The 26,377-nt window shown below is 71.9% G+C and carries 22 protein-coding genes, 1 pseudogene and 1 riboswitch; of the genes and pseudogenes, 1 reads left to right on the top strand and 22 read right to left on the bottom strand.

Features of this window, described 5'->3' with window-relative positions; all coding sequences use genetic code 11:
- Window positions 1-165: 165 nt before the first annotated feature.
- Both ABT232_RS21810 and ABT232_RS21815 read right to left on the bottom strand, forming a co-directional pair.
- On the bottom strand, window positions 166-1,158 hold the full coding sequence (locus tag ABT232_RS21810; RefSeq protein WP_351842340.1) for a M23 family metallopeptidase: 993 nt from the start codon (window positions 1,156-1,158) through the stop codon (window positions 166-168).
- A gap of 2 nt (window positions 1,159-1,160) precedes the next feature.
- Window positions 1,161-1,328: riboswitch (cyclic di-AMP (ydaO/yuaA leader) on the bottom strand.
- Between the two features lie 298 nt (window positions 1,329-1,626).
- A complete protein-coding gene (locus ABT232_RS21815; RefSeq protein WP_351842404.1) occupies window positions 1,627-3,702 on the bottom strand; it encodes an alpha-galactosidase in 2,076 nt (691 codons plus the stop codon).
- A gap of 204 nt (window positions 3,703-3,906) precedes the next feature.
- On the opposite strand from ABT232_RS21815, the gene ABT232_RS21820 reads away from it, so the two are divergent.
- Window positions 3,907-4,704, top strand: a complete 798-nt coding sequence (locus ABT232_RS21820) for a tyrosine-protein phosphatase (RefSeq protein ID WP_351842342.1) — start codon at window positions 3,907-3,909, stop codon at window positions 4,702-4,704.
- Window positions 4,705-4,726: 22 nt separating this feature from the next.
- Here the strand turns inward: ABT232_RS21820 and ABT232_RS21825 are convergent, their stop codons facing one another.
- From ABT232_RS21825 to ABT232_RS21920, 20 genes and pseudogenes are all read right to left on the bottom strand, one after another.
- Entirely contained in the window at window positions 4,727-4,861 is a 135-nt protein-coding gene (locus ABT232_RS21825) for a DUF6126 family protein (RefSeq protein ID WP_351842344.1), read from the bottom strand.
- Window positions 4,858-5,490 (bottom strand): helix-turn-helix domain-containing protein, encoded by a 633-nt coding sequence (locus ABT232_RS21830; protein ID WP_351842346.1) that lies wholly within the window; start codon window positions 5,488-5,490, stop codon window positions 4,858-4,860. Before ABT232_RS21830 ends, ABT232_RS21825 begins: the two co-directional genes overlap by 4 nt.
- Window positions 5,491-5,622: 132 nt before the next feature.
- Complete coding sequence (locus tag ABT232_RS21835) at window positions 5,623-7,050, bottom strand: aspartate aminotransferase family protein (RefSeq protein WP_351842348.1); 1,428 nt, start codon at window positions 7,048-7,050, stop codon at window positions 5,623-5,625.
- Window positions 7,047-9,098, bottom strand: coding sequence for a 1-deoxy-D-xylulose-5-phosphate synthase (gene dxs / locus ABT232_RS21840; RefSeq protein ID WP_351842350.1), 2,052 nt, complete (start codon window positions 9,096-9,098; stop codon window positions 7,047-7,049). Before dxs ends, ABT232_RS21835 begins: the two co-directional genes overlap by 4 nt.
- 27 nt (window positions 9,099-9,125) lie before the next feature.
- Window positions 9,126-10,283 carry a flavodoxin-dependent (E)-4-hydroxy-3-methylbut-2-enyl-diphosphate synthase gene (ispG, locus tag ABT232_RS21845; RefSeq protein ID WP_351842351.1) on the bottom strand — a complete coding sequence of 386 codons (1,158 nt, stop codon included), beginning with the start codon at window positions 10,281-10,283 and terminating at the stop codon, window positions 9,126-9,128.
- A gap of 4 nt (window positions 10,284-10,287) precedes the next feature.
- Window positions 10,288-11,310, bottom strand: coding sequence for an adenosyl-hopene transferase HpnH (gene hpnH, locus ABT232_RS21850; protein ID WP_351842352.1), 1,023 nt, complete (start codon window positions 11,308-11,310; stop codon window positions 10,288-10,290).
- 5 nt (window positions 11,311-11,315) lie between these two features.
- The gene (locus ABT232_RS21855) at window positions 11,316-11,957 is read right to left on the bottom strand and encodes a phosphorylase family protein (protein ID WP_351842354.1); all 642 of its coding nucleotides are present in this window, start codon (window positions 11,955-11,957) and stop codon (window positions 11,316-11,318) included.
- Window positions 11,957-13,975: a squalene--hopene cyclase gene (gene shc / locus ABT232_RS21860; protein ID WP_351842356.1), complete on the bottom strand. Its 2,019-nt coding sequence runs from the start codon at window positions 13,973-13,975 to the stop codon at window positions 11,957-11,959. The genes ABT232_RS21855 and shc overlap by 1 nt, the downstream gene beginning before the upstream one ends.
- 119 nt (window positions 13,976-14,094) lie before the next feature.
- Window positions 14,095-15,225 (bottom strand): polyprenyl synthetase family protein, encoded by a 1,131-nt coding sequence (locus ABT232_RS21865; RefSeq protein WP_351842358.1) that lies wholly within the window; start codon window positions 15,223-15,225, stop codon window positions 14,095-14,097.
- Window positions 15,225-16,715 (bottom strand): annotated as a pseudogene (gene hpnE, locus ABT232_RS21870) (hydroxysqualene dehydroxylase HpnE); the annotation flags it as partial. The gene ABT232_RS21865 and the pseudogene hpnE, both read right to left, overlap by 1 nt.
- Window positions 16,649-16,789: a DUF6380 family protein gene (locus ABT232_RS21875; protein WP_351842360.1), complete on the bottom strand. Its 141-nt coding sequence runs from the start codon at window positions 16,787-16,789 to the stop codon at window positions 16,649-16,651. The gene ABT232_RS21875 and the pseudogene hpnE, both read right to left, overlap by 67 nt.
- On the bottom strand, window positions 16,789-17,739 hold the full coding sequence (hpnD, locus tag ABT232_RS21880) for a presqualene diphosphate synthase HpnD (protein ID WP_351842362.1): 951 nt from the start codon (window positions 17,737-17,739) through the stop codon (window positions 16,789-16,791). The genes ABT232_RS21875 and hpnD overlap by 1 nt, the downstream gene beginning before the upstream one ends.
- A complete protein-coding gene (gene hpnC, locus ABT232_RS21885; RefSeq protein ID WP_450871712.1) occupies window positions 17,736-18,647 on the bottom strand; it encodes a squalene synthase HpnC in 912 nt (303 codons plus the stop codon). The genes hpnD and hpnC overlap by 4 nt, the downstream gene beginning before the upstream one ends.
- Before the next feature lie 359 nt (window positions 18,648-19,006).
- Complete coding sequence (locus ABT232_RS21890) at window positions 19,007-19,783, bottom strand: ABC transporter ATP-binding protein (protein WP_351842366.1); 777 nt, start codon at window positions 19,781-19,783, stop codon at window positions 19,007-19,009.
- On the bottom strand, window positions 19,776-20,705 hold the full coding sequence (locus tag ABT232_RS21895) for an ABC transporter permease (RefSeq protein ID WP_351842368.1): 930 nt from the start codon (window positions 20,703-20,705) through the stop codon (window positions 19,776-19,778). Before ABT232_RS21895 ends, ABT232_RS21890 begins: the two co-directional genes overlap by 8 nt.
- Before the next feature lie 93 nt (window positions 20,706-20,798).
- Entirely contained in the window at window positions 20,799-21,692 is an 894-nt protein-coding gene (locus ABT232_RS21900; RefSeq protein WP_351842370.1) for a glycosyltransferase family 2 protein, read from the bottom strand.
- A 5-nt stretch (window positions 21,693-21,697) separates the two neighbouring features.
- Window positions 21,698-22,477, bottom strand: a complete 780-nt coding sequence (locus ABT232_RS21905; protein WP_351842372.1) for a CDP-alcohol phosphatidyltransferase family protein — start codon at window positions 22,475-22,477, stop codon at window positions 21,698-21,700.
- Entirely contained in the window at window positions 22,455-23,516 is a 1,062-nt protein-coding gene (locus ABT232_RS21910) for an iron-containing alcohol dehydrogenase family protein (protein WP_351842374.1), read from the bottom strand. Before ABT232_RS21910 ends, ABT232_RS21905 begins: the two co-directional genes overlap by 23 nt.
- Window positions 23,504-24,256, bottom strand: coding sequence for a phosphocholine cytidylyltransferase family protein (locus ABT232_RS21915; RefSeq protein ID WP_351842376.1), 753 nt, complete (start codon window positions 24,254-24,256; stop codon window positions 23,504-23,506). The genes ABT232_RS21910 and ABT232_RS21915 overlap by 13 nt, the downstream gene beginning before the upstream one ends.
- The gene (locus ABT232_RS21920; RefSeq protein WP_351842378.1) at window positions 24,253-26,073 is read right to left on the bottom strand and encodes a DUF5941 domain-containing protein; all 1,821 of its coding nucleotides are present in this window, start codon (window positions 26,071-26,073) and stop codon (window positions 24,253-24,255) included. Before ABT232_RS21920 ends, ABT232_RS21915 begins: the two co-directional genes overlap by 4 nt.
- Window positions 26,074-26,377 lie beyond the last annotated feature (304 nt).

The following is a 26,377-nucleotide window of genomic DNA, read 5'->3' on the forward strand; positions in this document are numbered from 1 at the left end:
GATGCCACACGACCGCAATGAAACGATCATGAACGCGCAAAGCCGCACACGCCGAAGGCCGGACCCGTGGATCGGGTCCGGCCTTCGGCGTGTGCGGGCGCGGGCCGCCGGTCGTCAGGTACCGGCGGTGCCGCCGGTGTCAGGTACCGGCACGGCGGAGTGGCGTCAGATGGCGACGCCCTTGGCGCGGAGGTAGGCGATCGGGTCCACGTCCGAGCCGTAGTCCGGGGTGGTGCGGATCTCGAAGTGCAGGTGCGGGCCGGTGACGTTGCCGGTCGCACCGGACAGACCGACCTGCTGGCCCGCGGTCACGGACTGGCCGGCCGACACCGAGAGCGAAGAGAGGTGGGCGTACTGGGCGTAGTAGCCGTCGGCGAGCTTGATGACGACCTGGTTGCCGTACGCACCGCCCCAGCCGGCGGAGACGACGGTGCCGGCGCCGACGGCCTTGAGCGAGGTGCCGGTCGGGACGACGAAGTCGACACCGGTGTGGTAGCCGCTGGACCACATGCTGCCCGCCACCTTGTAGGCGGTGCCGACACCGGCGCCGGAGACCGGGGCGCTGAAGCCGCCGGCCGCGGTGGAGGTGGCGGTGTCGGCCGTGTCGGCGGCCTGGGCGGCCGGGGCGGCCTGCGAGGGCGACGACTCGACCGGCTTCGAGGCCTCGCTCGACTGCGAGGTGTCGGACGACTGCGACTTCTGCGCGGACTGCTTCTGTGCGGACTGCGACGACTCGGAGGTCTCGGAGGACGAGGACTCGGGAGCGCTCGCCGCGGCCTTCTTGCCGATGGACAGCTTCAGACCGGGGTGGATCAGCGACGGGTCCGCGCCGACGGCGGTGCGGTTGTCCGCGTACAGCTTCTTCCAGCCGCCGTCGACGTCCTGCTCGACAGCGATCTTCGAGAGGTAGTCGCCGGACTTCACGGTGTAGGTCCGGACACCGGAGCCCTTGTCGGCGGCCTTGTCCGCCGCGGCCGCCTTCTGGACGGAGGCGACCGACTGGACGGCCTGCTCCGCGGCGGACTGCGGGGTGGCGGCGTGGGCGCCGGCCGCTCCCATCAGAGGGAGGGCGAGCGCGGCGCCACCGGTACCGGCGACGGCGATGGAACGAGTGAAGCGCAGGGTCTTGGGACGGCGGTGCTTACCCTTGGCGGGCATGGCGAATTCCTCTCCGGCGCCTACGAGGTGAGCTGTCGGGTGCGGACTGGAGATGTCCGGCCACGTCGGGACGCGGCTTTACCCCGAGCCGTTCCGGGAACCGGAACAGGCGGTCAAACCTGTGGGTCCCCCGCTCCTGCCGTGCACGGGTGAGTTAGCGCGGGCACCAGGCGGCGGCAGGATTAGGCGTCCGCCCGGATCGAGGTGGAACGTAAGCGACCCGGACGCACAAGGACAAGCGAATGGTTGCCCTTGAATGCGTTTCACGCCCTTCCGCCACAGAATTCCCGGTCACTGTCCGTTGATTACGCAGCCGCCCTTTTGTCCAAAAGCCCTTAAGAAGAGGGTGAATTACGTGGACATGACGGGCGACTCACCGTCACCTGTATGACGCTGCTCACGCGCCCCTCCCCACAACTCTTTATTCCAGACCGAGTTACAACGAAGGCTCCAATTCGGACACATCGCTCAGATGCGACGGAGACGGAGAACCGTCGCATCGAGATCCCCCCGCAATCCTGTGAGAAGTCCGTGATGCAGCAATACGGCACCTCGGTGCACTTCGCCCGTTTCATGGCATTCATACGATGCCGTCGGATCGATCCCGCGCAGCCGCAGCGCCGGAGCGGGCTCACCGTGGTGCTGTGCCTGGAGCCAGGCGAGGACGACCGTCTCGTCACCCAGGACGTACTGGACGGCGCTCAGCCCGCCGCGCGGAGGCCGCAGACGGTACAGATCCCCGCGCTGCACCAGCGGCCGGATCTCCTTGTAGAGCGCCACCCACTCGGCGGCCTCCGTCAGCTCCTCCTCGGTCCACCGGCCCAGGTCGCCGCCGACCCCCAGCACCCCGGCCATCGCGCTCACGAACCGGAAGCGCAGCGAGCTGACCCGGCCGTTCAGCATGGCGTTGGGGCTGTCGGTGACCCAGGCGGCCATCACGCGCGCGGGGTGGAGCTGGCTGAAGCCGTGCTGGATCGCGAGCCGGTCGAGCGGGTCGGTGTTGTCGGAGGTCCACACCTGGTCGGTCCGGCCGAGCACGCCGAGGTCGATCCGGCCGCCGCCACCCGAGCAGGACTCGAAGGCGACCCCGGGGTGGGCCGCGCGCAGCCGGTCCAGCAGCGCGTACAGGGCCCGCACATGGTCGGCCCACAGCCGCTGCGGATACGGCTCGCCGGGCCAGCCGGCGTCGGTGAAGCAGCGGTTGAAGTCCCACTTCACATAGTCGACGGGAGCACTGGAGAGCAGGCCGTCCAGCTGCCCCCAGAGGTACTGCTGGACGTCCTCCCGCGCCAGGTTGAGTACGAGCTGATTGCGGAATTCCGTCCGCTTTCGACCGGTATGGAACTGCACCCAGTCCGGGTGGGCGCGGTACAGATCGCTGTCCGGGTTGACCATCTCGGGCTCGACCCAGATCCCGAACCGCATCCCGAGGGCGTGCACCTCGTCGGCGAGGGGCTTCAGACCGGCCGGGAAGCGGTCCGGGTTGGGTGTCCAGTCGCCGAGCCCGGCCCGGTCGTCGGTGCGGGCGCCGAACCAGCCGTCGTCGACCACGAACAGCTCCACGCCGACGGCGGCGGCCCGCCGGGCGAGCGCCCGCTGCCGCTCCTCGGAGATGTCGAACCCGGTGGCCTCCCAGGAGTTGAACAGCACCGGGCGGTCCCGGTCCGCGTCGGGGATGACGTGCGCGCGCTGGTAGGCGTGCCAGGCGCGGCTCGCGCCGCCGAAGCCGCCGTCGCTCCACAGCCCGGCGAAGACGGGCGTCGTGAAGCTCTCCCCCGCCGCCAGCCGGGTCAGCCCCGAGTCGTCGTGTCCGGCGCCGCCGGTGATCTGCACCTTGGCGTCGGGCAGTTGGGCCACGGCGATCCGCCAGGAGCCGGACCAGCCAAGAGCGCAGCCGTAGACCTCGCCGCGTTCCTCCGTGGCGTCGGTGTCCAGCGCCACCCATGGCAGGTGCTGGTGGCCGGTGTGGCCGCGCCGGCTGCCGACGACCTTCTCCCCGTAGGTGAGGGGCGCGGTGGTCAGCCGGGACTCAGCGGCCCAGCGGCCGTGCAGCTGGGAGAGCCGCCAGTCCTCGCGGTCGGGCAGGGTCCAGGTCGCGGAGTCGGCGCGCAGCACCTCGACCACGGGCCCCTCGTTGCGCAGGGTCACCCAGCGCTCCACGACGTCGTCCCGCATCCGGTAGTGCAGGGTGATCGTCAGCCCCGCGTCCCGGAAGCGGAGCCGCAGCTCCTCGCCCCCACCCTCGGTCTCGTACGCCTCGAAGGCCCACTCGGTGCCGCGGCGCTCGTCGGTGCGCACCGAAAGGGCGGGTCGTGCGAACCGGGGGCCGCCCTCGACCGGGTACTCCTCGCGGCCGTCGAGCGCCGACTCGAACGGCCAGTGGTCCGGCAGCGGCCGGCCGGCCAGTGCCTCGGCGTCGGCGAGCGCGATCCTGGGGCCCCAGTGCAGATGCAGCAGCGCGTCGTCCTCGGTGAGGTGGACGGCGTAACTGCTCTTCGGGCCCGACAGCAGCCACGTCCGACCGTCCCTGGCGATGTCCAGCATCATTCCCCCACAGATTCCGACAGCTCCGACCGGACATCCACATGATCGAGGGGCGAAAGGGGTTCGGGCAACGCCTGTGGACAACCGCCGACGGGCCGGCCGGCCCGGCTGTGGACAACTTCATTGCCTCAGGAATCCATGTCGTATCGTCGAGGACGTGCCCGCCGACGAGCAGCGCGGCGGGGCCGACTGGGAGGAGCCCACGTGACGCAGCAGGTCCCGTCGACCGAGCCCGAACTGGCCGCAGTGCGCAACTTCCGCGACGTGGGCGGCCTCCCGACCGTCGACGGCCGCCGGGTGCGCCACGGCGTGCTCTACCGCAGCGGCCATCTCGCGCACGCCACCGCCGAGGACGCGGTGTTCCTCTCCTCCCTGGGCCTGCACACGATCTTCGACTTCCGCAACGCCGCGGACCAGAAGCTGGAGGGCCCGGACGTCGAGCTGCCGGGCGTGCGCAATGTCAACCTGCCGCTGAGCGACCCGGCCGACGGCGCCGAGTTCTGGAAGATGGTCCGCGACGGCGACCTGGACCAGCTGCGCGGACTGCTGGCGGACGGCAAGGCGGCGGAGCGGATGATCGCCTCGTACCGCACGATCATCAAGGAGCGCACCGCCGAGCACTCCCAGGTGCTGCACGCCCTCGCCGAGGACAGTGTGCCCGCGCTGATGCACTGCGCCGCGGGCAAGGACCGCGCGGGCCTGTCGATCGCGGTGACACTGCTCGCGCTGGGTGTCGAGCGCGAGGCGATCGTCGCCGACTACCTGGAGTCCAACGCCAAGCACCGCCGCTACAAGGTGCGCCGCAGCAGCAGCTCCGCCTCGGCCTACTCGCCCGAGGTCATGGAACTGCTCAGCCCGCTCTTCGACGCGCGCGCCGAGTATCTGGAGGCGGCGTTCGACACCATCGAGCAGACCTGGGGCGATGTCGACACCTATCTGGAGCAGGGCCTGAAGGTCACCCCGCAGACCCGTGAGCGGCTGCGGGAGCGGCTGGTCGACTGACTCCGGCCGTGCGGCCCCGCCGCTACTTTCCTCCGACCGCGAACAGCAGGAAGAGGAAGGCGGCGAAGACGTGCCCCGCGGCCACGTAGATGAACAGCCGCACCCAGACCTGGCGGTCGGACTTGTTCGGCTGGGATCGCGGCTGGGATCGGCTCATGGCGTCTCTCCGGTGACGTGGGTGGCGGGGCCGAGGCACAGCGCGGCCGTGGGGCTCTGCAACAGGGTGTGGACGAAGAGCAGGTCGAGGCCGTCCGGGTCCTCGGCGGCGATGCGGTGCGGGGTCAGCGAGTCGAAGTGCGCGCTGTCGCCCGGGCCGAGCAGATGCGTGGTGTCGCCGAGGCGCAGCCGGAGCCGTCCCTGGAGGACGTACAGCCACTCCTCGCCGGGGTGCACCCGCACGATGTCGCCCTGGGAGCCGTGCGGCACATGGACGCGCAGGGCCTGCATGCCGCGTCCGGCCGCGCCGGCCTGCCGGTAGGTCCAGCCGCCCGCCGCGGTCGGCTCCATGTCGGCGGCGCGCACCACGGCGTCCCGGTCGGCGACCGTCTCGCCGAGCAGTTCCGAGACGGTCGTACCGTAGACCCGGGCGAGAGCGAGCAGCATCGGCAGCGACGGCTGGCGATGCCCGGTCTCCAGCCGGGAGAGATGGGCGGGCGACAGCCCGGCCGCGCGGGCCGCCGCCTCCAGGGTGAGCGAGGCCCGGCGGCGCAGCGAGCGCAGTTGCGGGGCCACGGTGGCCAGGTCACCGGCGGGCTCGGAGCCGGGGACGGCGGCGGAGGAGCTCATGCCTCCATTCAGCCGGACTGTTGCCTTCCGGGCAAATTTCTTGCCTCACAGGCAAAAGCGCCACGGGCCCCTGGCACCGGAACCGGGGAGCGGAACCAGGCACCGGAGCGGCGACCATACAGGGATCAGGAACTACCGGTTCGCCACCGCCTGCTTCACCAGCGTCTTGCCGAAGTCCCACATCAGCCCGCCGCCGCTGTGCGCCTCGTCCATCACGGCCGTGAAGGCGTCCACGAACCGGTCCACCTCCCGCTCCCCGATGATCAGCGGCGGGATCAGCTTGATCACTTCCATGTGGTCGCCGGAGACCTGGGTGAGGATCCGGTGCCGCTGGAGCAGCGGCACGACCACCATCTGCGCGAACAGACCCTTGCGCGCGGCCTGGAGCATGGCCCACCGGCCGCGCAGCTTCAGCGACGTGGGCCTGCCGAACTCGATGCCGATCATCAGGCCCCGGCCGCGGACCTCGGAGAGCAGTTCATAGCGGTCGACGAGCGCGGCCAGCCGGGACTTCAGCAGCTCGCCCGTGGCCCGGACACCGGCCACCACCTGCTCGTTCTCCATCACCGACAGCACCGCGAGACCCGCCGCCATGGCCTGCGCGTTGGCCCCGAAGCTGGCCGAGTGGACCAGCACCCGGTCCATCGAGGAGTAGATCTTCTTGAAGATCCAGTCCTTGCCCAGGGTGGCGCCGACCGGCACATAGCCGCCGGACAGCGCCTTCGCCACGCACACCAGGTCCGGCTCGACCCCGTCCTCGTGCTGGTAGGCGTAGAAGTCGCCGGTGCGGCCGAGGCCGGTCTGCACCTCGTCCGCGATGAGCAGCGCCTTGTGCCGGTGCAGCAGCTCCTGGGCCGCGCGCAGATAGCCGGGCGGCGCCTCGTGCACCCCCTTGCCCTGGATCGGCTCCACGATGAGCGCGGCCACGTCGCCCCGCTTCAGCTCCCGGGCGAGCGCGTCGAGGTCGCCGAGCGGGACGGCGGTGTCCGGCAGCAGCGGGGCGAAGCCGTCCCGGAAGCCGGACTCGCCGTTCACGGAGAGCGAGCCGGTGGTCAGTCCGTGGAAGGCGTGCGCGCAGTACAGGATCCTCGGCCGGCCGGTGACGTACCGGGCGAACTTCAGCGCGGCCTCGACGGCCTCGGTGCCGCTGTTGCCGAAGAACACCCGGTCCAGGTGCGGGCTGTGCGCGAGCAGCCGCTCGGCCAGCAGTCCGGGCAGCGGCTGGCAGTCGAACCGGGTGAGGTCGGCGAGCTGGGCGTCGAGGACGTCGTGCAGCGCCTTCCGGACGACGGGGTGGTGCCGGCCGAGGCCCATCACCCCGAACCCGGCGAGCATGTCCAGGTAGTCGTCGCCGTCCGCGTCCCAGAAGTACGCGCCCTCGGCCCGCTCGTAGACCTTGTCGAAGCCGATGGTGTGCAGCATGCGCGGCAACTGGTGGTTCAGGTACCGGGCGTGCAGCTCGTAGCGCTCGCCGCCGCGCTCGGCGAGCAGCGCGCCCAGGTCGAACTCCCCGGAGGGCGCCGGCTCCGAGGGCTGGGACGCGGATTCCGCGGTGGTCATGCGTGGGTCTCCTCGGACGGCTTCTCGTCGACGGCGGCGGGCGCTGCGGGCTCCTGCGGTCCGGTGACTCGCTCCGGGGCCGCTGGCTGCGAACCCGCTTCGTGCGAGCCCGCCACGCCCGCATCCGGGCTCTGCGGCCCTTCCGGCCTCTCCGGCCGCTCAGCCCGCATCGCCCGCTGCGCCCGGCCCGCCAGGCTCGCGCCGATCCGGCCCGCGATCTCGACCGGGGTGAGACCGATGTCGGCCAGCACCTCGCCGCGCTTGGCATGGGCGAGGAACTGCTCGGGAATGCCGAACCGGCGCACCGGCACGTCCACGTCGGCGTCACCGAGCGCCAGCTCCACCGCGGCCCCGACCCCGGCCGCGCGGCTGTTGTCCTCGACGACGGCCACCAGCCGGTGCCGGGCGGCGAGGTCGGGCAGCTCCGGGTCGACCGGTTTGACCCAGCGCGGGTCGACGACCGTGCAGCCGATCCCGCGTGCCGCGAGCAGCTCCGCCGCCTGGAGGCACACCGGCGCCATCACACCGACGGCGACCAGCAGCACCTCGGCCGCCTCGGCGCGGTGCAGGACGTCGATGCCGCCCACCCGGTCCACCGCGGGGATCACCGGCCCCACGGACTCCTTCGGGAAGCGCACCAGGGTCGGCGCGTCGTCCACGGCGACCGCCTCCCGCAGCTGGGCCCGCAGCTGGTCGGCGTCGCGGGGCGCGGCGATCCGCAGCCCCGGCACCACCTGGAGGACCGACAGGTCCCACATGCCGTTGTGGGAGGCCCCGTCGACCCCGGTCACCCCGGCCCGGTCCAGCACGAAGGTCACCCCGCACCGGTGCAGCGCGACATCCATCAGCAGCTGGTCGAAGGCCCGGTTGAGGAAGGTGGCGTAGACGGCGACGACCGGGTGCAGCCCGCCGGTGGCGAGACCGGCCGCGGAGACCGCGGCGTGCTGCTCGGCGATGCCGACGTCCCACACCCGGTCCGGGAACCGCTCGGCGAACCGGCCGAGGCCGACGGGGCGCAGCATGGCCGCCGTGATCGCCACGACGTCCGCCCGCTCCTCGCCGATCCGCACCATCTCGTCGCCGAACACCGAGGTCCAGGACGGCCCGCCGGAGGGGGCCAGCGGGGCGCAGGTGAGCGGGTCCATGGCGCCGACGGTGTGGAAGTGGTCCTCCTCGTGCGCGAGGGCCGGTTCGTAGCCGCGGCCCTTCTCGGTGAGGCAGTGCACCAGCACCGGCCCGTGGAAGCGCATGGCGCGCCGCAGCGCCGACTCGACGGCGGCCACGTCGTGGCCGTCGATCGGGCCGACGTACTTCAGGCCCAGGTCCTCGAACATGCCCTGCGGGGCGAACGCGTCCTTGAAGCCCTTCTTGGCGCCGTGCAGCGCCTCGTAGAGCGGATGTCCTACCACGGGGGTGCGTTGCAGCACCTCCTTGCCCCAGGCCAGCGCCCGCTCGTAGCCGTCGGTGGTGCGCAGGGCGGCGAGGTGGTGGGCGAGGCCGCCGATGGTCGGCGCGTAGGAGCGCTCGTTGTCGTTGACGACGACGATCAGCGGCCGGTCCTTGGCGGCGGCGATGTTGTTCAGCGCCTCCCAGGCCATGCCGCCGGTGAGCGCCCCGTCGCCGATGACCGCGACGACGTGCCCGCTCTCGCCGCGCACCTCGCGGGCCTTGGCGAGCCCGTCGGCCCAGCCGAGGGCGGTGGAGGCGTGGCTGTTCTCGATGACGTCGTGCTCGGACTCCTCGCGCGAGGGATAGCCGGACAGGCCGCCCTTGCCGCGCAGTTTGGAGAAGTCCTGCCGCCCGGTGAGCAGTTTGTGCACATAGCTCTGGTGGCCGGTGTCCCACAGGATGCGGTCGGCCGGCGACTCGAAGACCCGGTGCAGGGCGATGGTCAGTTCCACCACGCCCAGGTTGGGCCCGAGATGGCCGCCGGTCCTGGCGACCGCGTGCACCAGGAAGTCCCTGATCTCGTCGGACAGTTCGCCCAGTTGCTCTTCGGGCAGCGCCTTCAGGTCGCGTGGTCCCCGGATGCTCTCCAGAATCGTCACGCTCGGGCCCCCTTCGGTCCGTGGTGTTCAGCTCACGGTGACGGCCGGCTCCCCCGACGCGACGCCGTCCTGCTCCATCTGCTGGGCGATCTTCATCGCCTCCTCGATCAAGGTCTCCACGATCTTCGACTCGGGGACGGTCCTGACGACCCGGCCCTTGACGAAGATCTGCCCCTTCCCGTTGCCGGAGGCGACGCCAAGGTCCGCCTCACGGGCCTCGCCCGGGCCGTTCACCACGCACCCCATGACGGCGACCCGCAGGGGCACCTCCATGCCCTCAAGGCCGGCGGTGACCTCGTCGGCCAGCTTGTAGACGTCGACCTGGGCGCGCCCGCAGGACGGGCAGGACACGATCTCCAGCCGCCGCTGCCGAAGGCCCAGCGACTCCAGGATCTGGATGCCGACCTTGACCTCCTCGGCCGGCGGGGCCGACAGCGACACTCGGATGGTGTCGCCGATGCCCCGGGACAGCAGCGCGCCGAAGGCGACCGCCGACTTGATCGTGCCCTGGAACGCCGGACCGGCCTCGGTGACGCCGAGGTGCAGCGGGTAATCACACTGCTCGGCGAGCTGCCGGTAGGCCTCGATCATCACGACCGGGTCGTTGTGCTTGACCGAGATCTTGATGTCCCGGAAGCCGTGCTCCTCGAAGAGCGACGCCTCCCAGAGCGCCGACTCGACCAGCGCCTCCGGGGTCGCCCTGCCGTGCTTCTGCAGCAGCCGCCGGTCGAGCGACCCGGCGTTGACCCCGATCCTGACCGGCGTGCCGTGGTCCTTGGCGGCCCGCGCGATCTCCTTCACCCGGTCGTCGAACTGCTTGATGTTGCCGGGATTGACGCGTACGGCCGCGCAGCCCGCCTCGATCGCGGCGAACACGTACTTCGGCTGGAAGTGGATGTCCGCGATCACCGGGATCTGCGACTTGCGGGCGATGGTCGCCAGCGCGTCCGCGTCGTCCTGCGTGGGGCAGGCGACGCGGACGATCTCGCAGCCGGACGCGGTCAGCTCGGCGATCTGCTGAAGGGTGGCGCCGATGTCCGACGTACGGGTCGTCGTCATCGACTGCACCGACACCGGGGCCCCGCCCCCGACCGGCACCGGCCCGACGTGGATCCGCCGCGACGGGCGCCGCTCGGCGATCGGCCGGACCGGTACCTCGGGAACGCCCAGAGGGACGGCGGTCATGAGGTCACTCCCGGTTTCCTGAGACCGTCTCGCGCATGGCCCGCAGGGACTCCTTCAGCGAGCCCATGGTGGCGAGGACGGCGGTGGGCTCGTAGCCGCAGTGCGCCATGCAGTTGGCGCAGCGCGGGTCCTTCCCGCGGCCGTACTGGTCCCAGTCGGTCTCCTCGATCAGCTCGCGGTAGGTCGGCACGTAGCCGTCGCTCATCAGGTAGCAGGGGCGCTGCCAGCCGAACAGCGAGTAGTTGGGGATCGCCCACGCGGTGCACGGGAAGTCGACCTTGCCCTCCAGGAAGTCCAGGAAGAGCGGCGAGTGGTTGAGCCGCCAGCGGCGCCGGTTGCCGCCCGCGAAGGCCTTCTTGAACAGCTCGCGGGTCTGCTCCACGCCGAGGAAGTGCTCCTGGTCGGGCGCCTTCTCGTAGGCGTACGCCGGCGAGATCATCATCTCGTCGACCTCGAGGTCGTCGTTGAGGAAGTTCAGCACCTCGACGATGGTCTGCGGGGTGTCGGTGTTGAAGAACGTCGAGTTGGTGGTGACCCGGAAGCCGCGCCGCTTGGCCTCCTTGATCGCCTCGACGGCCTCGTCGAACACGCCCTCCTTGGCGACGGACTCGTCGTGCCGCTCGCGCAGCCCGTCGATGTGCACGGCGAAGGCGAAGTACGGCGAGGGCGTGAACTTGTCCATCTTCTTGCGCAGCAGCATGGCGTTGGTGCACAGGAAGACGTACTTCCGCTTGGCCACCAGCTGGCGGACGATCTCGTCGATCTGCGGGTGCATCAGAGGCTCGCCGCCGGCGATCGACACCATCGGCGCACCGGACTCGAGCACCGCTCCCACCGCCTGGGCGACCGGCATGCGCTGCTTGAGCACCCCCGCCGGGTGCTGGATCTTGCCGCATCCCTCGCACTTGAGGTTGCAGGCGAAGAGCGGCTCCAGTTCGACGATGAGCGGGAACTTGTCGCGCCGGCGGAGCTTCTGTTCAGCCAAGTATGTAGCGACCTTGATGGACTGGCGCAGCGGCATGGCCATCGGGCTCACCTCCTGGGGAGCAGCACATTACGGTGCCATTCAAAGAAAGCGGGAAGGATGGAACGTAGGACGCGGAAGGCCGATATTCCACCGCGCACCGTGCCGATACGGACGAGTTCATGTTCTGGAGCGTCCACGACCACCCGGACGGCCGCAACCGGGCGAGCCCCTGTGCGCCCGGCGCTCAGCAGCGTGGCCGCCGACTCCATGTCGACCGCGATCGCGCCGGTCTGCAGCAGGTCGGCCCGTTCCTGACCTCGTACGACGTGGTCGGAGCCGGTCAGCGGGCCGGTGTGGACGGTACTGCCGGGCACGGCCCGCACCAGTTCCTTGACCAGCAGCTCGGTGCCCACGCACGGGGTGCTGCCGCGCGGGTCCCGGGTCTCCTCGGCGACCACCAGGTCGCCGGGGTGCATGCCGGGGGCGAGCCCCGCGCAGAAGCCGGTGGCGAGCACGGCGGCGTCGGCGAGCGCCGGGCCGGCCAGGACCCGGGTGACGGAGCGCTCGGCCGCTCTGGGGCCCATGCCGGTGCGCAGCACGGTGACGGGCCCGCCGGCGCCGCCGCGGTCGCCCAGGCGCAGGGCCAGGTGCTCGATGCCGAGCGCGCAGGCGATCAGCAGCGGGGCCGGGGCGGGCTGGGCGGTCATCAGCTCCCCTTGGCCTCGGCGAGCGGCCGCACGGCCCCGCCGGCGGAGAACGGCTCGCCGTGCAGGTAGCGGCCGAGCGCGGTGAGCGGGAACACCTGGCGGTAGAGGTGGTAGTTGATGGAGAAGTCCCAGGGGAAGCCGGTGCCGGTGAAGTACGGCTCGTCCCAGGAGCCGTCCTCCCGCTGGGTGGCGACGAGCCAGGCGACGCCGCGTTCGACCGCCTTGGAGTCCCGCTCCCCGGCCGCCAGCAGCGCCATCAGCGCCCAGGCCGTCTGTGAGGCGGTCGAGGCGCCGCGGCCGCTCCAGCCCCGGGCGTCCCGGTAGGAGCGCAGGTCCTCGCCCCAGCCGCCGTCGTCGTTCTGCACCCGCTCCAGCCAGGCGACCGCCCGGCGGATCGCCGGGTGGGTGAGCGGGAGGCCGGCGGCGGTCAGCGCGGGCACCACCGAGCCGGTGCCGTAGACGTAGTTGACGCCCCAGCGGCCGAACCACGAGCCGTCCGGCTCCTGTTCGGCGAGCAGCCACTCGATGCCGCGCCGGGTGCGCGGGTCGTGGGCGAGCCCTTCGACGGCCAGCATCTCCACCACGTGCGCGGTGACGTCGGCCGACGGCGGGTCGATGACCTCGCCGAAGTCGCAGAACGGCAGCCGGTTGGGGAACGGGCTGGTGTTGTCGACGTCGAAGGCGCCCCAGGCGCCGTTCTTCGACTGCATGCCGAGGTTCCAGCGCACCCCGCGCGCGATGGCCCGCTCGACCCGTTCCGGCTCGGGGTGGCGCACCCGGCGCAGTGCGAGGACCACCTCGGCGGTGTCGTCGATGTCCGGGTAGTTGTCGTTGTGGAACTCGAACGCCCAGCCACCGGGCGGCAGTTCGGGGCGGCGTACGGCCCAGTCGCCGCGCCGGACGATCTCCTCGCCGAGCATCCAGTCGGCGGCCTTCACCAACTGCGGGTGATCGGCGGGCAGTCCGGCGTCGACGAGTGCGATGGTGGCCAGGCAGGTGTCCCACACCGGTGACTGACAGGCCTCGATCATCCGGGCGCCGTCCTCGCGCCACACGGCGAAACGGTCCAGCGACTCCAGGCCGGCGCGCAGCACGGGATGGTCGAGGTCGTAGCCGAGCAGGTGCAGCGCGATGATCGAGTACACGGCGGGCGGCTGGATGCCGCCCCAGCAGCCGTCGTTCTCCTGCCGTTCGATGATCCAGCGGGCGGCGGCGTTCATGGCGGCCCGGCGCAGCCGGCGCGGCACCACCTTGCGCAGCGCGTGCAGGCCCCTGTCGAGCCGCTGGAAGGCCCCGTCCCAGCTGGCGGCCGGTGCGAGGGGCCGGGGCGGGTTGGGGTTGCGCGGGTCGGTGTGCAGCTCGTCCAGCGGGAAGGGCGCGGGCCGGACCGGGCGCTTGGCGGAGACGATGGTCAGCGGGACGATCGTCTGCCGGGCCCAGCAGCCGAAGTCGTAGATGTTGAGCGGCACCCAGGACGGGAACCAGATCAGCTCGGGCGGGAGTTCGGGCAGGTCGTCCCACTTCCACCAGCCGAACAGGGCCAGCCAGATCCGGGTGAAGACGCGGGCGGCGGCGATCCCGCCGCGGGCGCGGATCCACGCGGCGGCCGCCGCCATGTGCGGCGCGTCCGGCGCGTCACCGGCCAGCCGCAGGGCGACGTAGGCCTCGACGGTGGCGGAGAGGTCGCCGGGGCCGCCGTGGAAGGTGGCCCAGGTGCCGTCCTCGCGCTGTTCGCCGCGGATGAAGAGGGCCGCGGCGTGGGTGGTCCGCTGGTCGCGGATGCCGAGGAACTGGCGGAGCAGCAGGTCCTCGGCGTCCATGGTGACGTTGGTCTCCAGGTCGCCCTTCCACCAGCCCTCGGCGTCCTGCCGTTCGAGCAGGTGGTCGATGGCGCGCAGGTTGGCGCGGACGGCGGCTTCGTGGACCCCGGCCGCCTCGGGGCTGTGCGTGTCGGTTTCGCTGGCCGCGGCAGCGCGGGGCGGTGGGGCCCCGGTGCTTCCGTCGGTCGTCGCTGTCATGGCTTCCCCTTCGTGCAGTCCTGCGAATGCGAGCATCTGCTGTGGGTCCGCCGTCGGCCGGTGCGCGTCCGAACGCGCACCGGCCGGCGACTACGCGAGGGCTATTCGACCGATAGTGATCATCTCTTTCGTACGACGACGAAGTCGGCGAGCGCCGTGAACTGCGCCCGCACCCGGTCGGGCATGTCGACGGCGTCCAGGGCCTCGATGGCGATGGCGTGCTGCCGGCGCGCCTCCTCGGCGGTCCACTCGCGGCCGCCCGCCTCCTCGATGAGGGCGGCACGCGCCGCGAACTCCTCCTCGGAGAAGTTCGCGAAGTCGCTGCTCTTGGCGTCGGCGGCGAGGATGTCGCCGAGCCGTTCGGAGGCGCTGCCGCCCGCGGCGAGCGCGGCCACCACCGGCAGCGACTTCTTGCGCTGGCGCAGGTCGCTCCAGGTCTGCTTGCCGGTGGCGACCGGGTCGCCCCAGATGCCGAGCAGGTCGTCCACGGCCTGGAAGGCGAGGCCGAGGTGGTAGCCGTACTTCTCCAGGGCGTCGGCGGTGCGGTCGTCCGCGCCGCCGAGCACCGCGCCGATGGAGCAGGCGCAGGCGAGCAGGGCGCCGGTCTTGTTGCCCTCCATCTCCAGGCACTCCTCGACGCTGACGCGGTCGCGGTGCTCGTAGGAGATGTCCTGCGCCTGGCCGTCGATCAGGGCGCGGGTCGCGGTGGTCAGCCGGCGGGTGGCCCGGCCGGCCTCGACGGTGCCCAGCTCCAGCAGCAGCTCGTTGGCCAGCGCGAACAGGGCGTCGCCGACGAGGATGGCCTGGGCGGGGCCGTGCACCTTCCAGACGGTGTCGCGGTGGCGGCGCTGTTCGTCGCCGTCCATCAGGTCGTCGTGCAGCAGCGAGAAGTTGTGGACCAGCTCGACGGCCACGGCTCCGGGGATGCCGATCTCCGGGGCGGCGCCGGTGACCTCGGCGGACAGCACGGCGAGCGCGGGGCGCACGGCCTTGCCGCCGTCACCGTCGGCCGGCTTGCCCTCGGCGTCGATCCAGCCGAAGTGGTAGGCGGCGACCGTGTCCATGGGAGGCGCCAGGCGGTCGATGGCCGCCCGCAGCACCGGTGTGGCCAGGGTCCGGCCGCGCTCCAGGAGCGCGGTCACGTCCACCGCGTCGGCAGCCTCGAAGGCCGGGGGCACAGTGGGCACAGTTACTCCTCTTGTTGCGGTACCGGGGGTGCGGTGACCAGCCGCGCCGCGCAGCCGTTGCATCAGGCCGCCTCCTCGACGTCGAAGAGATGGCGGGGGCGGGGCCGGCCCAGGGCGCGCAGCGCGGCGTCCGCCGCGTTGATGCCGCTGCGGACCGCACTCTCCATGGTCGCGGGCCACCCGGTGGCGGTCCACGATCCGGCCAGGTACAGGCCGGGGGCCTTGGTGCGGGCGCCGGGCCGCAGTCGCCCGACGCCGGGGGCGGGAGCGAAGGTCGCGGTGCGCTCCCTGGTGACGAAGAAGTCCAGCACGCCGGCGCCCCGGGTGCGCGGCAGCAGTCGTTCCAGTTCGGGCAGGTACCGCTCGCGCAGTGTCGCCACCGGCGCGTCGATCTCGTCGTGGGCGGCCGACTGGGACAGCGCCAGGTACTGGCCGCCGCGCAGTCCGGACGCCTCGGTGCGGTCGAAGACCCACTGCACGGGGGTGCCGAGCGCGCTGAGGAAGGGCGCGTCGAGCACCTTGCGGTCGTAGACGACGTGGATGTTGAGGATCGGGGCGGTGTCGAGGGCGAGCAGCCGCTCGGGGGCGTCGAGGGCGCCGTCGGGCAGCAGCTCGTGCGTCTCGCGCTGCGGCACGGCGAGCACCACGGTGTCCGCCTCGATCGTCTCGCCGGGCGTCCGAACGCTCCAGCGCCCGTCGCCGTACGAGGAGACGGAGGTGACGCGGGTGCGCAGTGCGGTGCGGACGCCGGCCGTGTCGAGCGCGGCGCGGGCCATCCGGTCGTGCAGGTCGCCGAGCGGGACGCGCGCCCAGCCGATGTCGGCGGCACCGGGCTCGGAGAGCAGACCGGTCTTGAACACCATGGCGGCCAGCGCCAGGGAGGAGTGGCCCGCGACCGCGTTGAGGGTGGCGACGCCGACCAGGTCCCACAGGGCCTCGACGGCGCGCGGGGACTGGCCGTGCGCGGCCAGCCAGCTGCCGAAGTCCTGGTCGTCGAGGGCGGGGTCGGCGAGGTCGAGCCCCTTGAGCGCGAGCGCGGCCCGGCCGACCGCGGCGCGCTCGGCGAGCGAGAGGTGCGGGTACGTCGCGAGGCTGCGTCCCAGGTGCAGCGGGACGGGCAGCGCATCGCGCCGCAGCCTGCCGAGCCGCCGGCCCTCGGGCTTGGTGACGTCGAGTACGGGCACGTCGAGACGATCCTGCAGCGGTGCCAGCGCCGTCGCGTCGATGCGGTCCAGGAACCAGCGGTAGGCGGTGCAGCAGCGCAGGTAGACGTGCTGGCCGTTGTCGACGGTCAGTTCCCCGCGCCGGAAGGAGAAGGCCAGGCCGCCGAGTCTCGGCCGGCCTTCGAGCAGGGTGACGCGGACGCCGGCGTCGGCGAGCGCCAGCGCGGCGGTGATCCCGGCGAGGCCGCCGCCGATCACCACGGCGTCCCGGCCCGCCCGGGCGGGTCCGCCGTGCGGCGTGCGCTCGGTCCTCGTGCCGTCGGTCATCGTGCGCCCTCCCCTGAGCGTCGGCCGCGCCGCGGGAACCGGCCCGGGCGGGCCGCTGCCGTCAGGGACGCGGCCGTGCGGCGGAGGGTTGCGTGCCGCTTCTCGACGGTGTCGTCACCCGGATCCACGGTCTGCATCAGGCGCGCCTCCGGACGGTGCGTCGGGTCACGTGCCGGGCGTCCAGGCCGGACAGTCCGCGGACGGCGACGTAGGCCTTCTCCCGGCCGGGCAGCGAGACCCGGCCGCGCAGCACGGCCTCCGGGTCACGTTCGATGCGGTCCAGCAGGCGGCGGTAGATGCCCGCCATGGCGGCGACGCAGGCGCCGCTGCGCCGGTCGAGCATGGGCAGCAGCTGGTAGCCCTCGGCGAACAGGGCGCGGGCCCGCCGTACTTCGAAGTGGACCAGGCCCGCGAAGTCGGAGCCCTCCGGCGGGGTCGGTCCGGCGAACCCGGCCGAGCAGCCGAACTTGGCGAGGTCGTCGGTGGGCAGGTAGATGCGCCCGCCCTCGGCGTCCTCGCGGACGTCGCGCAGGATGTTGGTGAGCTGGAGGGCGAGCCCCAGGGTGTCGGCGTACTCGGGTGCGCGCTCGGCGCCGCGGGCTGCGGGTTCGGTGCCGAAGACGCCGAGCGAGAGGCGTCCGATGGCGCCCGCCACGCAGCGGCAGTACTGCTTGAGGTCGTCCCAGGTCTCGTAGTGCTCGCCGCGGACGTCCATCAGCACGCCGTCGATCAGCTCGTCCAGGCCGCCGAGCGGGATCGGGAAGGTCCGGGCGGCGTGGGCGAGGGCGACGCCGACCGGGTCGGTGTCGTCCTCGTCGACCGCGTCCTCGCGGATCCGGGTGAGCAGCGCCCGGGTCTCCGCCAGGCGGGCGGTCTTGACCTCGTCGCCGAGCGCGCCGTCGCCGATGTCGTCGACGCGCCGGGAGAACGCGTACAGCGCCGACATCGCGCGGCGCTTGGGCGTCGGCAGCAGCCGGATGCCGTAGGCGAAGTTGCGTGCCTGCTGTCCGGTGACGGTCTCGCAGTAGCGGTAGGCGGCGAGTACCGGTGCGGACACGTGTGGTTCGGCCTCCACGGTCCGGATCACCCCTCTCCTCGCAGAGTCACGCCCACCGCGCGCAGCAACCGGAGCTTGCCGGGCTTGGGCGGGCCGGGAAGTACGTCGTAGTCGGCGGCGGCGATCGCGTCGACGGCCGCCCTTCCCCCTGCCACGAACCCCGCGAGCAGCAGCCTGAGCCTGCCGTGCACGCTACCCACGAGGGGGGCGCCTTCATTCAGCAGATCGCGGGCGCGTTGCGCTTCGTACGCGACCAGCGCGCGCACCGATGCGCCCGCGGAGGGTGCCGCGAGGTCCGCCTCCTGGACGTGGAAGCGCTTCATGTCCTCGGCGGGCAGATAGATCCGGTCGCGGCCGAGGTCCTCGGCGACGTCCTGGAGGTGCTCGACGATCTGCAGCGCCGTGCAGATCTCGTCGGAGCGGCGGATCCGCTCGGGGGTGGCGGTGCCGGTGACGGCCAGCACGAGGCGGCCGACGGGATTGGCGGACAACTCGCAGTAGGCGAGCAGGTCGTCGTAGGTCTCGTACCGGTCGACCAGCTGGTCCTGGCGGTTGGCGGCGATCAGCGCGAGGAACGGCTCGGGGGTGAGCGCGCGGCGGCGGACGGTCGGCCGCAGGCGGCGCAGCAGGGGGTGGCGGGGCTCGCCGTCGGCTTCGTCGAAGACGCGGCGCAGGTCGGCCTCGAAGGCGTCGAGCTGTACCAGCCGGTCGTGGGCCTGCTCGGGGGCGACGCCGAGCAGGCGGGCGTCGGCGCCGCCGGGGGCGAGGTCGCCGTCGCCGATGTCGTCGACCAGACGGGCGAAGCCGTAGACGGCCATGAGGTCGGTGCGCCAGTCGCGGGGCAGGAAGAAGGGGGCCACGGGGAAGTTCTCGGCGGCGGCCTTGGCGAGGGTGGCGCTTGCGGGGTCCTCCCGGTACGCCGTGGGGGTTCCCGTCACCGTGCGCTGCCTCGGGCGGGGACGGCACATGCTGCGGGGAGCCGGGGAGTTTCCGTAGCCATTGCCGTCACATCTCCCGTTCTACACTGCCGACGCAATACACACTATTTCGGACACGCCGCCCGGCGTTCGCACGGCCGTCCCGGTGGAGGGTGTCGCGGACAATCGCCCCACTTGGCGCGATTCGGCACCGGTACAGCTTACGTTGTACAACGCAGAGGGATCCGCGGGGGTGTCCTGCGCATCACAAGAACACACCGATTGGCGCCAAGATTCCTGCGCCTGACCGGAGTTGGTGTTTCCTTTGCAGACGCCGGGCCCCGCCGGAGCAGTTCCGGCGGGGCCCGGCGCGTATCGGGTCACTTGCCCGTGAACTTCTCGTACTCCTTCAGGACCTCTTCGGTCGGGCCGTCCATGCGCAGCTCGCCGCGCTCCAGCCAGAGCACGCGGTTGCAGGTGTCGCGGATGGACTTGTTGTTGTGGCTGACCAGGAAGACCGTGCCGGCCTCCTTGCGCAGCTCGCGGATGCGCTCCTCGGAGCGCTTCTGGAACTTGCGGTCGCCGGTGGCCAGCGCCTCGTCGATCATGAGGACGTCGTGGTCCTTGGCCGCGGCGATGGAGAACCGCAGCCGGGCCGCCATGCCGGAGGAGTAGGTGCGCATCGGCAGGGTGATGAAGTCGCCCTTCTCGTTGATGCCGGAGAAGTCGACGATCTCCTGGTAGCGCTCCTTGATCTCCTCGCGGGTCATGCCCATGGCGAGCCCGCCCAATATGACGTTGCGCTCGCCGGTGAGGTCGTTCATCAGGGCCGCGTTGACGCCGAGCAGCGAGGGCTGGCCGTCGGTGAAGACCTTGCCCTTCTCGGCCGGCAGCAGACCGGCGATGGCGCGCAGCAGGGTGGACTTGCCGGAGCCGTTGGAGCCGATCAGGCCGATCGCCTCGCCGCGGTAGGCGACGAAGGAGACACCGCGCACGGCGTGCACCTTGCGCACCCCGCGGGCCGCGTCGTCGGAGCCCCGCTTCAGGATGCGGCTCAGCGCGGCCGTGGCACTGCCCTTGCCGCCCTTGGCGCCGTTGACGCGGTAGACGATGTGCAGCTCGTCGGCGATGACAGTGGGAATGCGTGCCTCAGCCACGGCCGTACCTCTCCTCCGCCTTCCAGAAGTACACGAAACCGCCCACGGCGGTGAGCAGCGCCCAGCCCAGCGCCACCGCCCAGACGTGCGGGGGCAGGTTCTCGGAGCCGTAGCCGTCGATCAGCGCGAAGCGCATCAGGTCCATGTAGATGGCGGCAGGGTTCCACTGGAGCACGTCCGCGATCCAGGCCGGCTTGTCCTGGAGCATGATCGGGATGGAGAACATCACCCCGGAGGCGTACATCCAGGTCCGCATGATGAACGGCATCAGCTGGGCCAGGTCCGGCGTCTTCGCGCCCATCCGCGCCACGATCAGCGCGAGGCCGGTGTTGAACAGGAACTGCAGGGCCAGCACCGGCAGGATCAGCACCCATGACAGATCCGGGTAGCTGCCGAACGCGCAGGCCACCGCGAACAGCACGATCATCGAGAACAGCAGCTGCTGGAGCTGCTGGAGCGCGAACGACACCGGCAGCGAGGCGCGCGGGAAGTGCAGGGCGCGCACCAGGCCGAGGTTGCCGGAGATCGCGCGGACACCGGCCATCACCGAGGACTGGGTGAAGGTGAAGACGAAGACACCGGTGACCAGGAACGGGATGTACACGTCCCGGGACATGCCGCGGCCCGCGTTCAGGATCAGCCCGAAGATCAGGTAGTAGACGAGCGCGTTCAGCAGCGGGGTGGCGACCTGCCACAGCTGGCCGAGCTTCGCCTGGCTGTACTGCGCGGTCAGCTTGGCCTGGGAGAAGGCGATGATGAAGTGACGCCGTCCCCAGAGCCGGCGGACGTACTCGACGAGCGAGGGCCGGGCGCCGCTCACGGACAGGCCGTACTTCGCGGCGAGCTCGGCCGGCGTCAGGTTCGCGTCGGGCGACAAGGGCTCGGTCACGGCGACTTTGCCGTCGTGCGTTGTCTCACTCACTAGTGGAAACTTTCGTCTTCGAAGATGCGCGGCCGGTGCGGGCCTGGCGGGAGCCGGGACCGACGGTCGCGGCCCGCCTCGGGGGCGAGCCTGTCAGATCACCGGAGGCCGGCCCAGCCGAGTCAGCCGCCACACCGTACGCCACTTCATGGGCCGGCGGGGACCGCACGGCGTCGTCCAGCCTTCCCGGAATCCGCCGAACCACGCTTTCAGCGCGGGCCGCGAGGGGCGGCGGGCCAGGGTGAGCAGCAGCCAGACGCCCAGGTACACGGGCACCAGCAGGCCGGGCAGGTTGCGGCGGGCGAGCCAGACCCGGTTGCGGGCCACCATGCGGTGGTAGACCGCGTGCCGGGACGGGGCGGTGGTCGGGTGGTACAGCACCATGTCCGACCGGTAGTCGATCATCCAGCCCGCGTCGAGGGCCCGCCAGGCCAGGTCGGTCTCCTCGTGGGCGTAGAAGAACTCGTCCGGCAGCCCGCCGACCTCGGCGAACACCGCGGTGCGGACGGCGTTGGCGCCGCCGAGGAAGGTGGTGACCCGCGAGGAGCGCATCGGGTCCGAGGCGCGCAGCCGCGGCACGTGGCGGCGCTGGGTGACACCGGTCTCGGGGTCGGCGATCCGGAAGCTGATGATGCCGAGCCGGTCGTCGGCCGCGAAGGCCTCGCGGCACAGCTCGGCGGTGTCGGTGCGGGCGAGCAGGCCGTCGTCGTCGAGGAAGAGCAGGATGTCGACGTCGCGGCCGCCGGGCCCGAAGGCCTCGACGCCCACGTTGCGGCCGCCCGGGATGCCGAGGTTCTCGGGCAGCTCGATGGTGCGCACGCCCGCGGGCACGTCCGGGACGGGCGAGCCGTTGCCGACCACGACGACCTCGACGGGGGCGCCGTCCTGCTGGGCGACCGACTCCAGCAGGGCACGCAGCTCGTCGGGGCGGTTGCCCATGGTGATGACGACCGCGCCGACCTTGAGGGATGTCTCCGCTGACTTCATGGCACTCACCGCAGCCTGCTCGACACGAGGATGGACACGAGGTGCAGCACCGTCTGGAGCAGGGCGATCCCGGCGAGGACGGCGGTGCCGAGACGGGTGAAGAACAGATCGCCGTGGATCTGGTCGGCGATCGCGAGGACCAGGATCAGCAGGGACGCCTCGATGCCGAGGATCAGCCGGTGGAACTTGAGCGCGGCGGCGGCCCGGCGGGCCAGCGCCATCCCGGAGGAGCGCGGCTCGGAGGCGGACTCCTGCACCGGCGGCTTGCCGGTCTGGTGGCGGGCGACGCCGACCAGGTCGGTCTCGGCCTTGATCAGGATGGCGCCGAGCGCGGCCAGGGTGCCGAGGAAGGCCCACAGCCAGTCGACGCGGCCCTCGCCCCACAGGTCGGCGGCGCGCAGGCCGAGGCCGACCAGGACGGCGGCGTCGGTGAGGTAGGCGCCGACGCGGTCGAGGTAGACCCCGCCGAGCGAGTACTGCTTCTTCCAGCGGGCGACCTCGCCGTCGACGCAGTCCAGCAGCAGGTACAGCTGGACCATGACCACGCCGAGCACCGCCCCCCAGATCCCCGGCACCAGGAGTGCCGGGGCCGCGAGGACGCCGCAGACGGTCATCAGGTACGTGAGCTGGTTGGGCGTGACCCTGGTGTTCACCAGGTAGCGGTCGACCCGCAGGGACACCTCACGCATGTAGAGGCGCCCCATCCAGTGCTCACCGCTGCGCCGGTCCTTCACCCCCGGAGGGTGGACGACCGGCCGGAGTTCAGCTACCGATGGCCTTGACATAGTCGGCGTAGATGTCCTTGATCTGGTCGGTTTTGAGGTCGAGGTGTTCGAGGATCGTGTAGCGGCCGGGCCGGGTCTCCGGGGCGAACTCCACGACCTTGACGAACTCGTCGGCGGTGAAGCCGATCTCCTCCGGCAGCACGGGCAGACCGTGCCGGCGCAGCACCCCGGCCATGTGGGCCGACTGCTCGTGGGCCCCGCGCAGATACATCGCGAAGGCCGCGCCCAGGCCGCACTGCTCGCCGTGGGCGGCCGCCCGCTTGGGGAAGAGCAGGTCGAAGGCGTGGTTGATCTCGTGGCAGGCGCCGGAGGACGGGCGGGAGTCACCCGACACCGACATGGCGATACCGCTGAGCACCAGCGCCTCGGCGAGCACCTGGAGGAAGGCGTTGTCCGCGATTCCGCCGGGGTGCCGCAGCACGGCCTCGCCGGCCTGGCGGGCCATGGCGGCGGCGAGACCGTCGATCTTCTCGCCCTTGACGCGGTTCGCCAGCTCCCAGTCCGCGATCGCGGAGACGTTGGAGACGGCGTCGCCGATGCCGGCCCGGACGTAGCGGACCGGGGCCTCGCGGATCACGTCCAGGTCGATGACGACCGCGATCGGGTTCGGCACCCCGTAGGAGCCGCGCCCGGCGTCGTTGTCGAGGGTGGCGACCGGCGAGCACAGGCCGTCGTGCGCGAGGTTCGTCGGTACGGCGACCAGCGGCAGGCCGACCCGCGCCGCGGCGAACTTGGCGCAGTCGATGATCTTGCCGCCGCCGAGGCCGACGACCGCGTCGTAGTGGCCGGCCTTTATGTCGCTCGCCAGCCGCACGGCGTCGTCGAGGGTGCCCCCGCCGACCTCGTACCAGGTGGCGCCGGGCAGCTGCGGGGCGACCCGCTCGCGCAGCAGGGCGCCGGAGCCGCCGCTGACGGCCACGGCGAGCCGGCCGGAGTGCGAGATGCGCTCGTCGGCGAGGACGCAGGCCAGGTCGTCGAGAGCGCCGGGGCGGATGTCGACGACGAGCGGTGAGGGGATGAGCCTGGTCAGTACCGGCACGCGATCTCCCGTCCCCGGGCGAGATCGTCGTGGTTGTCGATCTCCACCCAGTCGACCTCGCCGATCGGCGCGACGTCGATACGGAAGCCGCGGTTCACCAGTTCCTGGTAGCCGTGCTCGTAGAACTGCTGCGGGTCGGTCTCCCAGACCGTCTTCAGCGCGTCGGCCAGCTCCGGGGCGGCGTCCCCCTCGATGAGGGTGACGCCGATGTACTCGCCGGTCGCCTCGGCCGGGTCCATCAGCTTGGTGATCTTCGTCATGCCCCGCTCGGGATCGACGACGACCTTCATCTCCTCGTCGGCCAGGCTCTTCACCGTGTCCAGGGCGAGGATGATCTTCTTGCCCTCGCCGCGCGCGGCGAGCAGGGTCTTCTCGACGGAGACCGGGTGGACGGTGTCGCCGTTGGCGAGGATCACCCCGTCCTTGAGGGCGTCACGGCCGCACCACAGGGAGTAGGCGTTGTTCCACTCCTCGGCCTTGTCGTTGTCGATCAGGGTGAGCTTGAGGCCGTACTTCGCCTCCAGCGCCGCCTTGCGCTCGTACACGGCCTCCTTGCGGTAGCCGACGATGACCGCGACCTCGGTCAGACCGATCTCGGCGAAGTTGCCGAGGGTGAGGTCGAGAACCGTGGGTTCGCCTTCTATGCCCGCGGGCCCCACCGGCACCAGCGCCTTGGGAAGGCTGTCGGTGTAGGGGCGCAGACGCCGTCCGGCGCCGGCCGCCAGCACGAGGCCGATCATGCGGGTTCTCCTTCATCGTGTACGGCGGGCGCCCCTGCGGACACCCAGAAGCGGATGCTCTCGACGAGCACCACCAGGGCGACGGCCACGGCGAGGGCCGTGAGCGCCACCGTGAACTGTGCGGCGGTCAGCAGCACGGCCAGCACGGCGACCACCAGCGTCCGGCCCTCGTGCCCCCCGATCGCCCGCACGAGCCAGAGCGGCGGCGCGCCCGCGTTGCCACGGATGCGGTACACCGTGTCGTAGTGATGGTAGGCGACGGCCGCCACCAGGCCGAAAGCCGCAGGAAGCGCTCCGTTCACCCCCGCGTCGGCCGCGAGCGCGAGGACCGTGCCGTACTCGGCGGCGCGGAAGAACGGCGGGACGAGCCAGTCGAGGGCGCCCTTGAGGGGACGGGCCACGGCGAGGGCCGAGGTCAGGACGTAAACGGCGGCGGCGACCGCCGGCCAGGGGCTGCCGAAGCCGGCGAGGACGGCGGTGGCGACCACGGCGGCACCGCCGAGCAGGGCGATCGCGGGCGCGGTGAGGGCGGGCAGCCGGCGGGCGGGCTTCCTGAGCACCCGCGCCAGGCCCTGGGCGAGCGGCCCGGAGTCGGCGAGGTCGGCGAGCGCCGCCGCCGCGCGGTCGGTGCGCCGCGCCTTGCGGGTCAGGGAGCGCAGCACGCGGCCGGCGGTGGTGTAGGTCGCGGCGAAGGCGCAGCCGACGAGCAGCGCGTAGAAGGTGATGCGCGGGGTGGTGACGGCGGTGAGGACCGCGATCATCGCCCAGCGTTCGCCGATCGGCAGGACGATCATGCGGCGCACCCAGACCGTCCAGCCGACGCTGTCGAGCCTGTCGGAGAGGGCGGCGGTGGGGCTGGTGTTGGCGGTGGCGTCGTGGTTGGCCTCGTTGAAGGAGAAGTCCACGACGTGCCGGCAGGTCTGGAGGACCATCGCGCCGAGCGCGAGCGCCCACACATCGTCATGGCCGCCGCCGCGGGCCGCGCCGAGCGCGAGACCCGCGTAGTAGGCGTACTCCTTGGCGCGGTCGAAGGTGGCGTCGAGCCAGGCGCCGAGCGTGGAGTACTGGAGGGAGTAGCGGGCGAGCTGGCCGTCGGTGCAGTCCAGCACGAACGAGGCGATCAGCAGGACGCCGGCCGCGACGAAGCCGCCCCGGGTGCCGGTGGCCGCGCAGGCCGCCGCGATCAGCGCGGTGATCAGCGAGGCGGTGGTGACCTGGTTCGGGGTGAGGCCGCGGCGCGCGCACCAGCGGGCGATGTAGCGGGAGTACGGGCTGATGAAGTAGGTGGTGAAGAAGCCGTCGCGGGCCTTCACGGCCGACTTCAGCCGGACCGCCTCGTCGTCCACGGCGGCCACCGCCTGGCGGGCCTCGTTGCGGGCCTGCGGGTCGGCGGGGACGGTGGCGACCAGGCTGCCCAGCTCGGGGCGGTGCGGGCCGGCGCCGTCGGCGTCGAGGGCGGTGACCACCCGGTCGGCGAGGCTGAGGCTGTCCACGGCGACGGCGGTGCCGCCGGAGGCGGAGTTCTCGCGGGCCATCGCGCGGGTCAGGGCCTGGCGGCCGGCCGGCTGCGCGGTGACGGCGCCGGGGACGGCGGCCAGCGGGAAGCGGGGGTCGGTCAGACCGAGGCGCAGGGCGTGCAGATGGCCGACGAAGCGGGCGTCGACGACCGCGACGCGCTGGTCGCCGGGCACCTGGGCGAGCAGCGTCTCGGCGTCCGCGGCGTCGGCGGCGGTGCGCACCTCGAAGCCGAGCGACCGCAGATCGCCCTCGATCGACGATCCGGGGACCGGCTGACCGGTGAGGATGGCGGTCGGCAACCGAACTCACTCCCTGCGTGCCGACGCGATCGCGCCGGGCCTGAACATCGTGGGGGCGCCCCTTGGCCGTACATCGGCGGCACCAGGCGGCGGCATGTCGGCAGAGGCTATCGGATGATGGGAGACCCGCGTTCACCGCCCGTTCACGGCCCGGACGTCCCTCTCTGCAAGCCGCCTTGCCGTGATCATCATGAGGGCTGCGGGGGCCGGCGCACAAAATCGCACTTACAGAACGGACATACACGGCATACGGCGATGCCGGAGTGCGCGTACGGGTGCGTACGGGTGCCCGAGCGGCCGGGGA

The sequence above is a fragment of the Streptomyces sp. NPDC001532 genome (genome assembly GCF_040298625.1).
Lineage (GTDB): Bacteria > Actinomycetota > Actinomycetes > Streptomycetales > Streptomycetaceae > Streptomyces.

Bases quoted from the DNA above. Each gene is read 5' to 3' on its own strand.
- ABT232_RS21810 (WP_351842340.1), bottom strand. From the start codon at position 1,158: ATGCCCGCCAAGGGTAAGCACCGCCGTCCCAAGACCCTGCGCTTCACT.
- ABT232_RS21815 (WP_351842404.1), bottom strand. From the start codon at position 3,702: ATGCTGGACATCGCCAGGGACGGTCGGACGTGGCTGCTGTCGGGCCCG.
- ABT232_RS21825 (WP_351842344.1), bottom strand. From the start codon at position 4,861: ATGAGCCGATCCCAGCCGCGATCCCAGCCGAACAAGTCCGACCGCCAG.
- ABT232_RS21830 (WP_351842346.1), bottom strand. From the start codon at position 5,490: ATGAGCTCCTCCGCCGCCGTCCCCGGCTCCGAGCCCGCCGGTGACCTG.
- ABT232_RS21835 (WP_351842348.1), bottom strand. From the start codon at position 7,050: ATGACCACCGCGGAATCCGCGTCCCAGCCCTCGGAGCCGGCGCCCTCC.
- ispG (WP_351842351.1), bottom strand. From the start codon at position 10,283: ATGACCGCCGTCCCTCTGGGCGTTCCCGAGGTACCGGTCCGGCCGATC.
- hpnH (WP_351842352.1), bottom strand. From the start codon at position 11,310: ATGGCCATGCCGCTGCGCCAGTCCATCAAGGTCGCTACATACTTGGCT.
- ABT232_RS21855 (WP_351842354.1), bottom strand. From the start codon at position 11,957: ATGACCGCCCAGCCCGCCCCGGCCCCGCTGCTGATCGCCTGCGCGCTC.
- shc (WP_351842356.1), bottom strand. From the start codon at position 13,975: ATGACAGCGACGACCGACGGAAGCACCGGGGCCCCACCGCCCCGCGCT.
- ABT232_RS21865 (WP_351842358.1), bottom strand. From the start codon at position 15,225: ATGCAACGGCTGCGCGGCGCGGCTGGTCACCGCACCCCCGGTACCGCA.
- ABT232_RS21875 (WP_351842360.1), bottom strand. From the start codon at position 16,789: ATGCAGACCGTGGATCCGGGTGACGACACCGTCGAGAAGCGGCACGCA.
- ABT232_RS21900 (WP_351842370.1), bottom strand. From the start codon at position 21,692: ATGAAGTCAGCGGAGACATCCCTCAAGGTCGGCGCGGTCGTCATCACC.
- ABT232_RS21905 (WP_351842372.1), bottom strand. From the start codon at position 22,477: ATGTCAAGGCCATCGGTAGCTGAACTCCGGCCGGTCGTCCACCCTCCG.
- ABT232_RS21915 (WP_351842376.1), bottom strand. From the start codon at position 24,256: ATGATCGGCCTCGTGCTGGCGGCCGGCGCCGGACGGCGTCTGCGCCCC.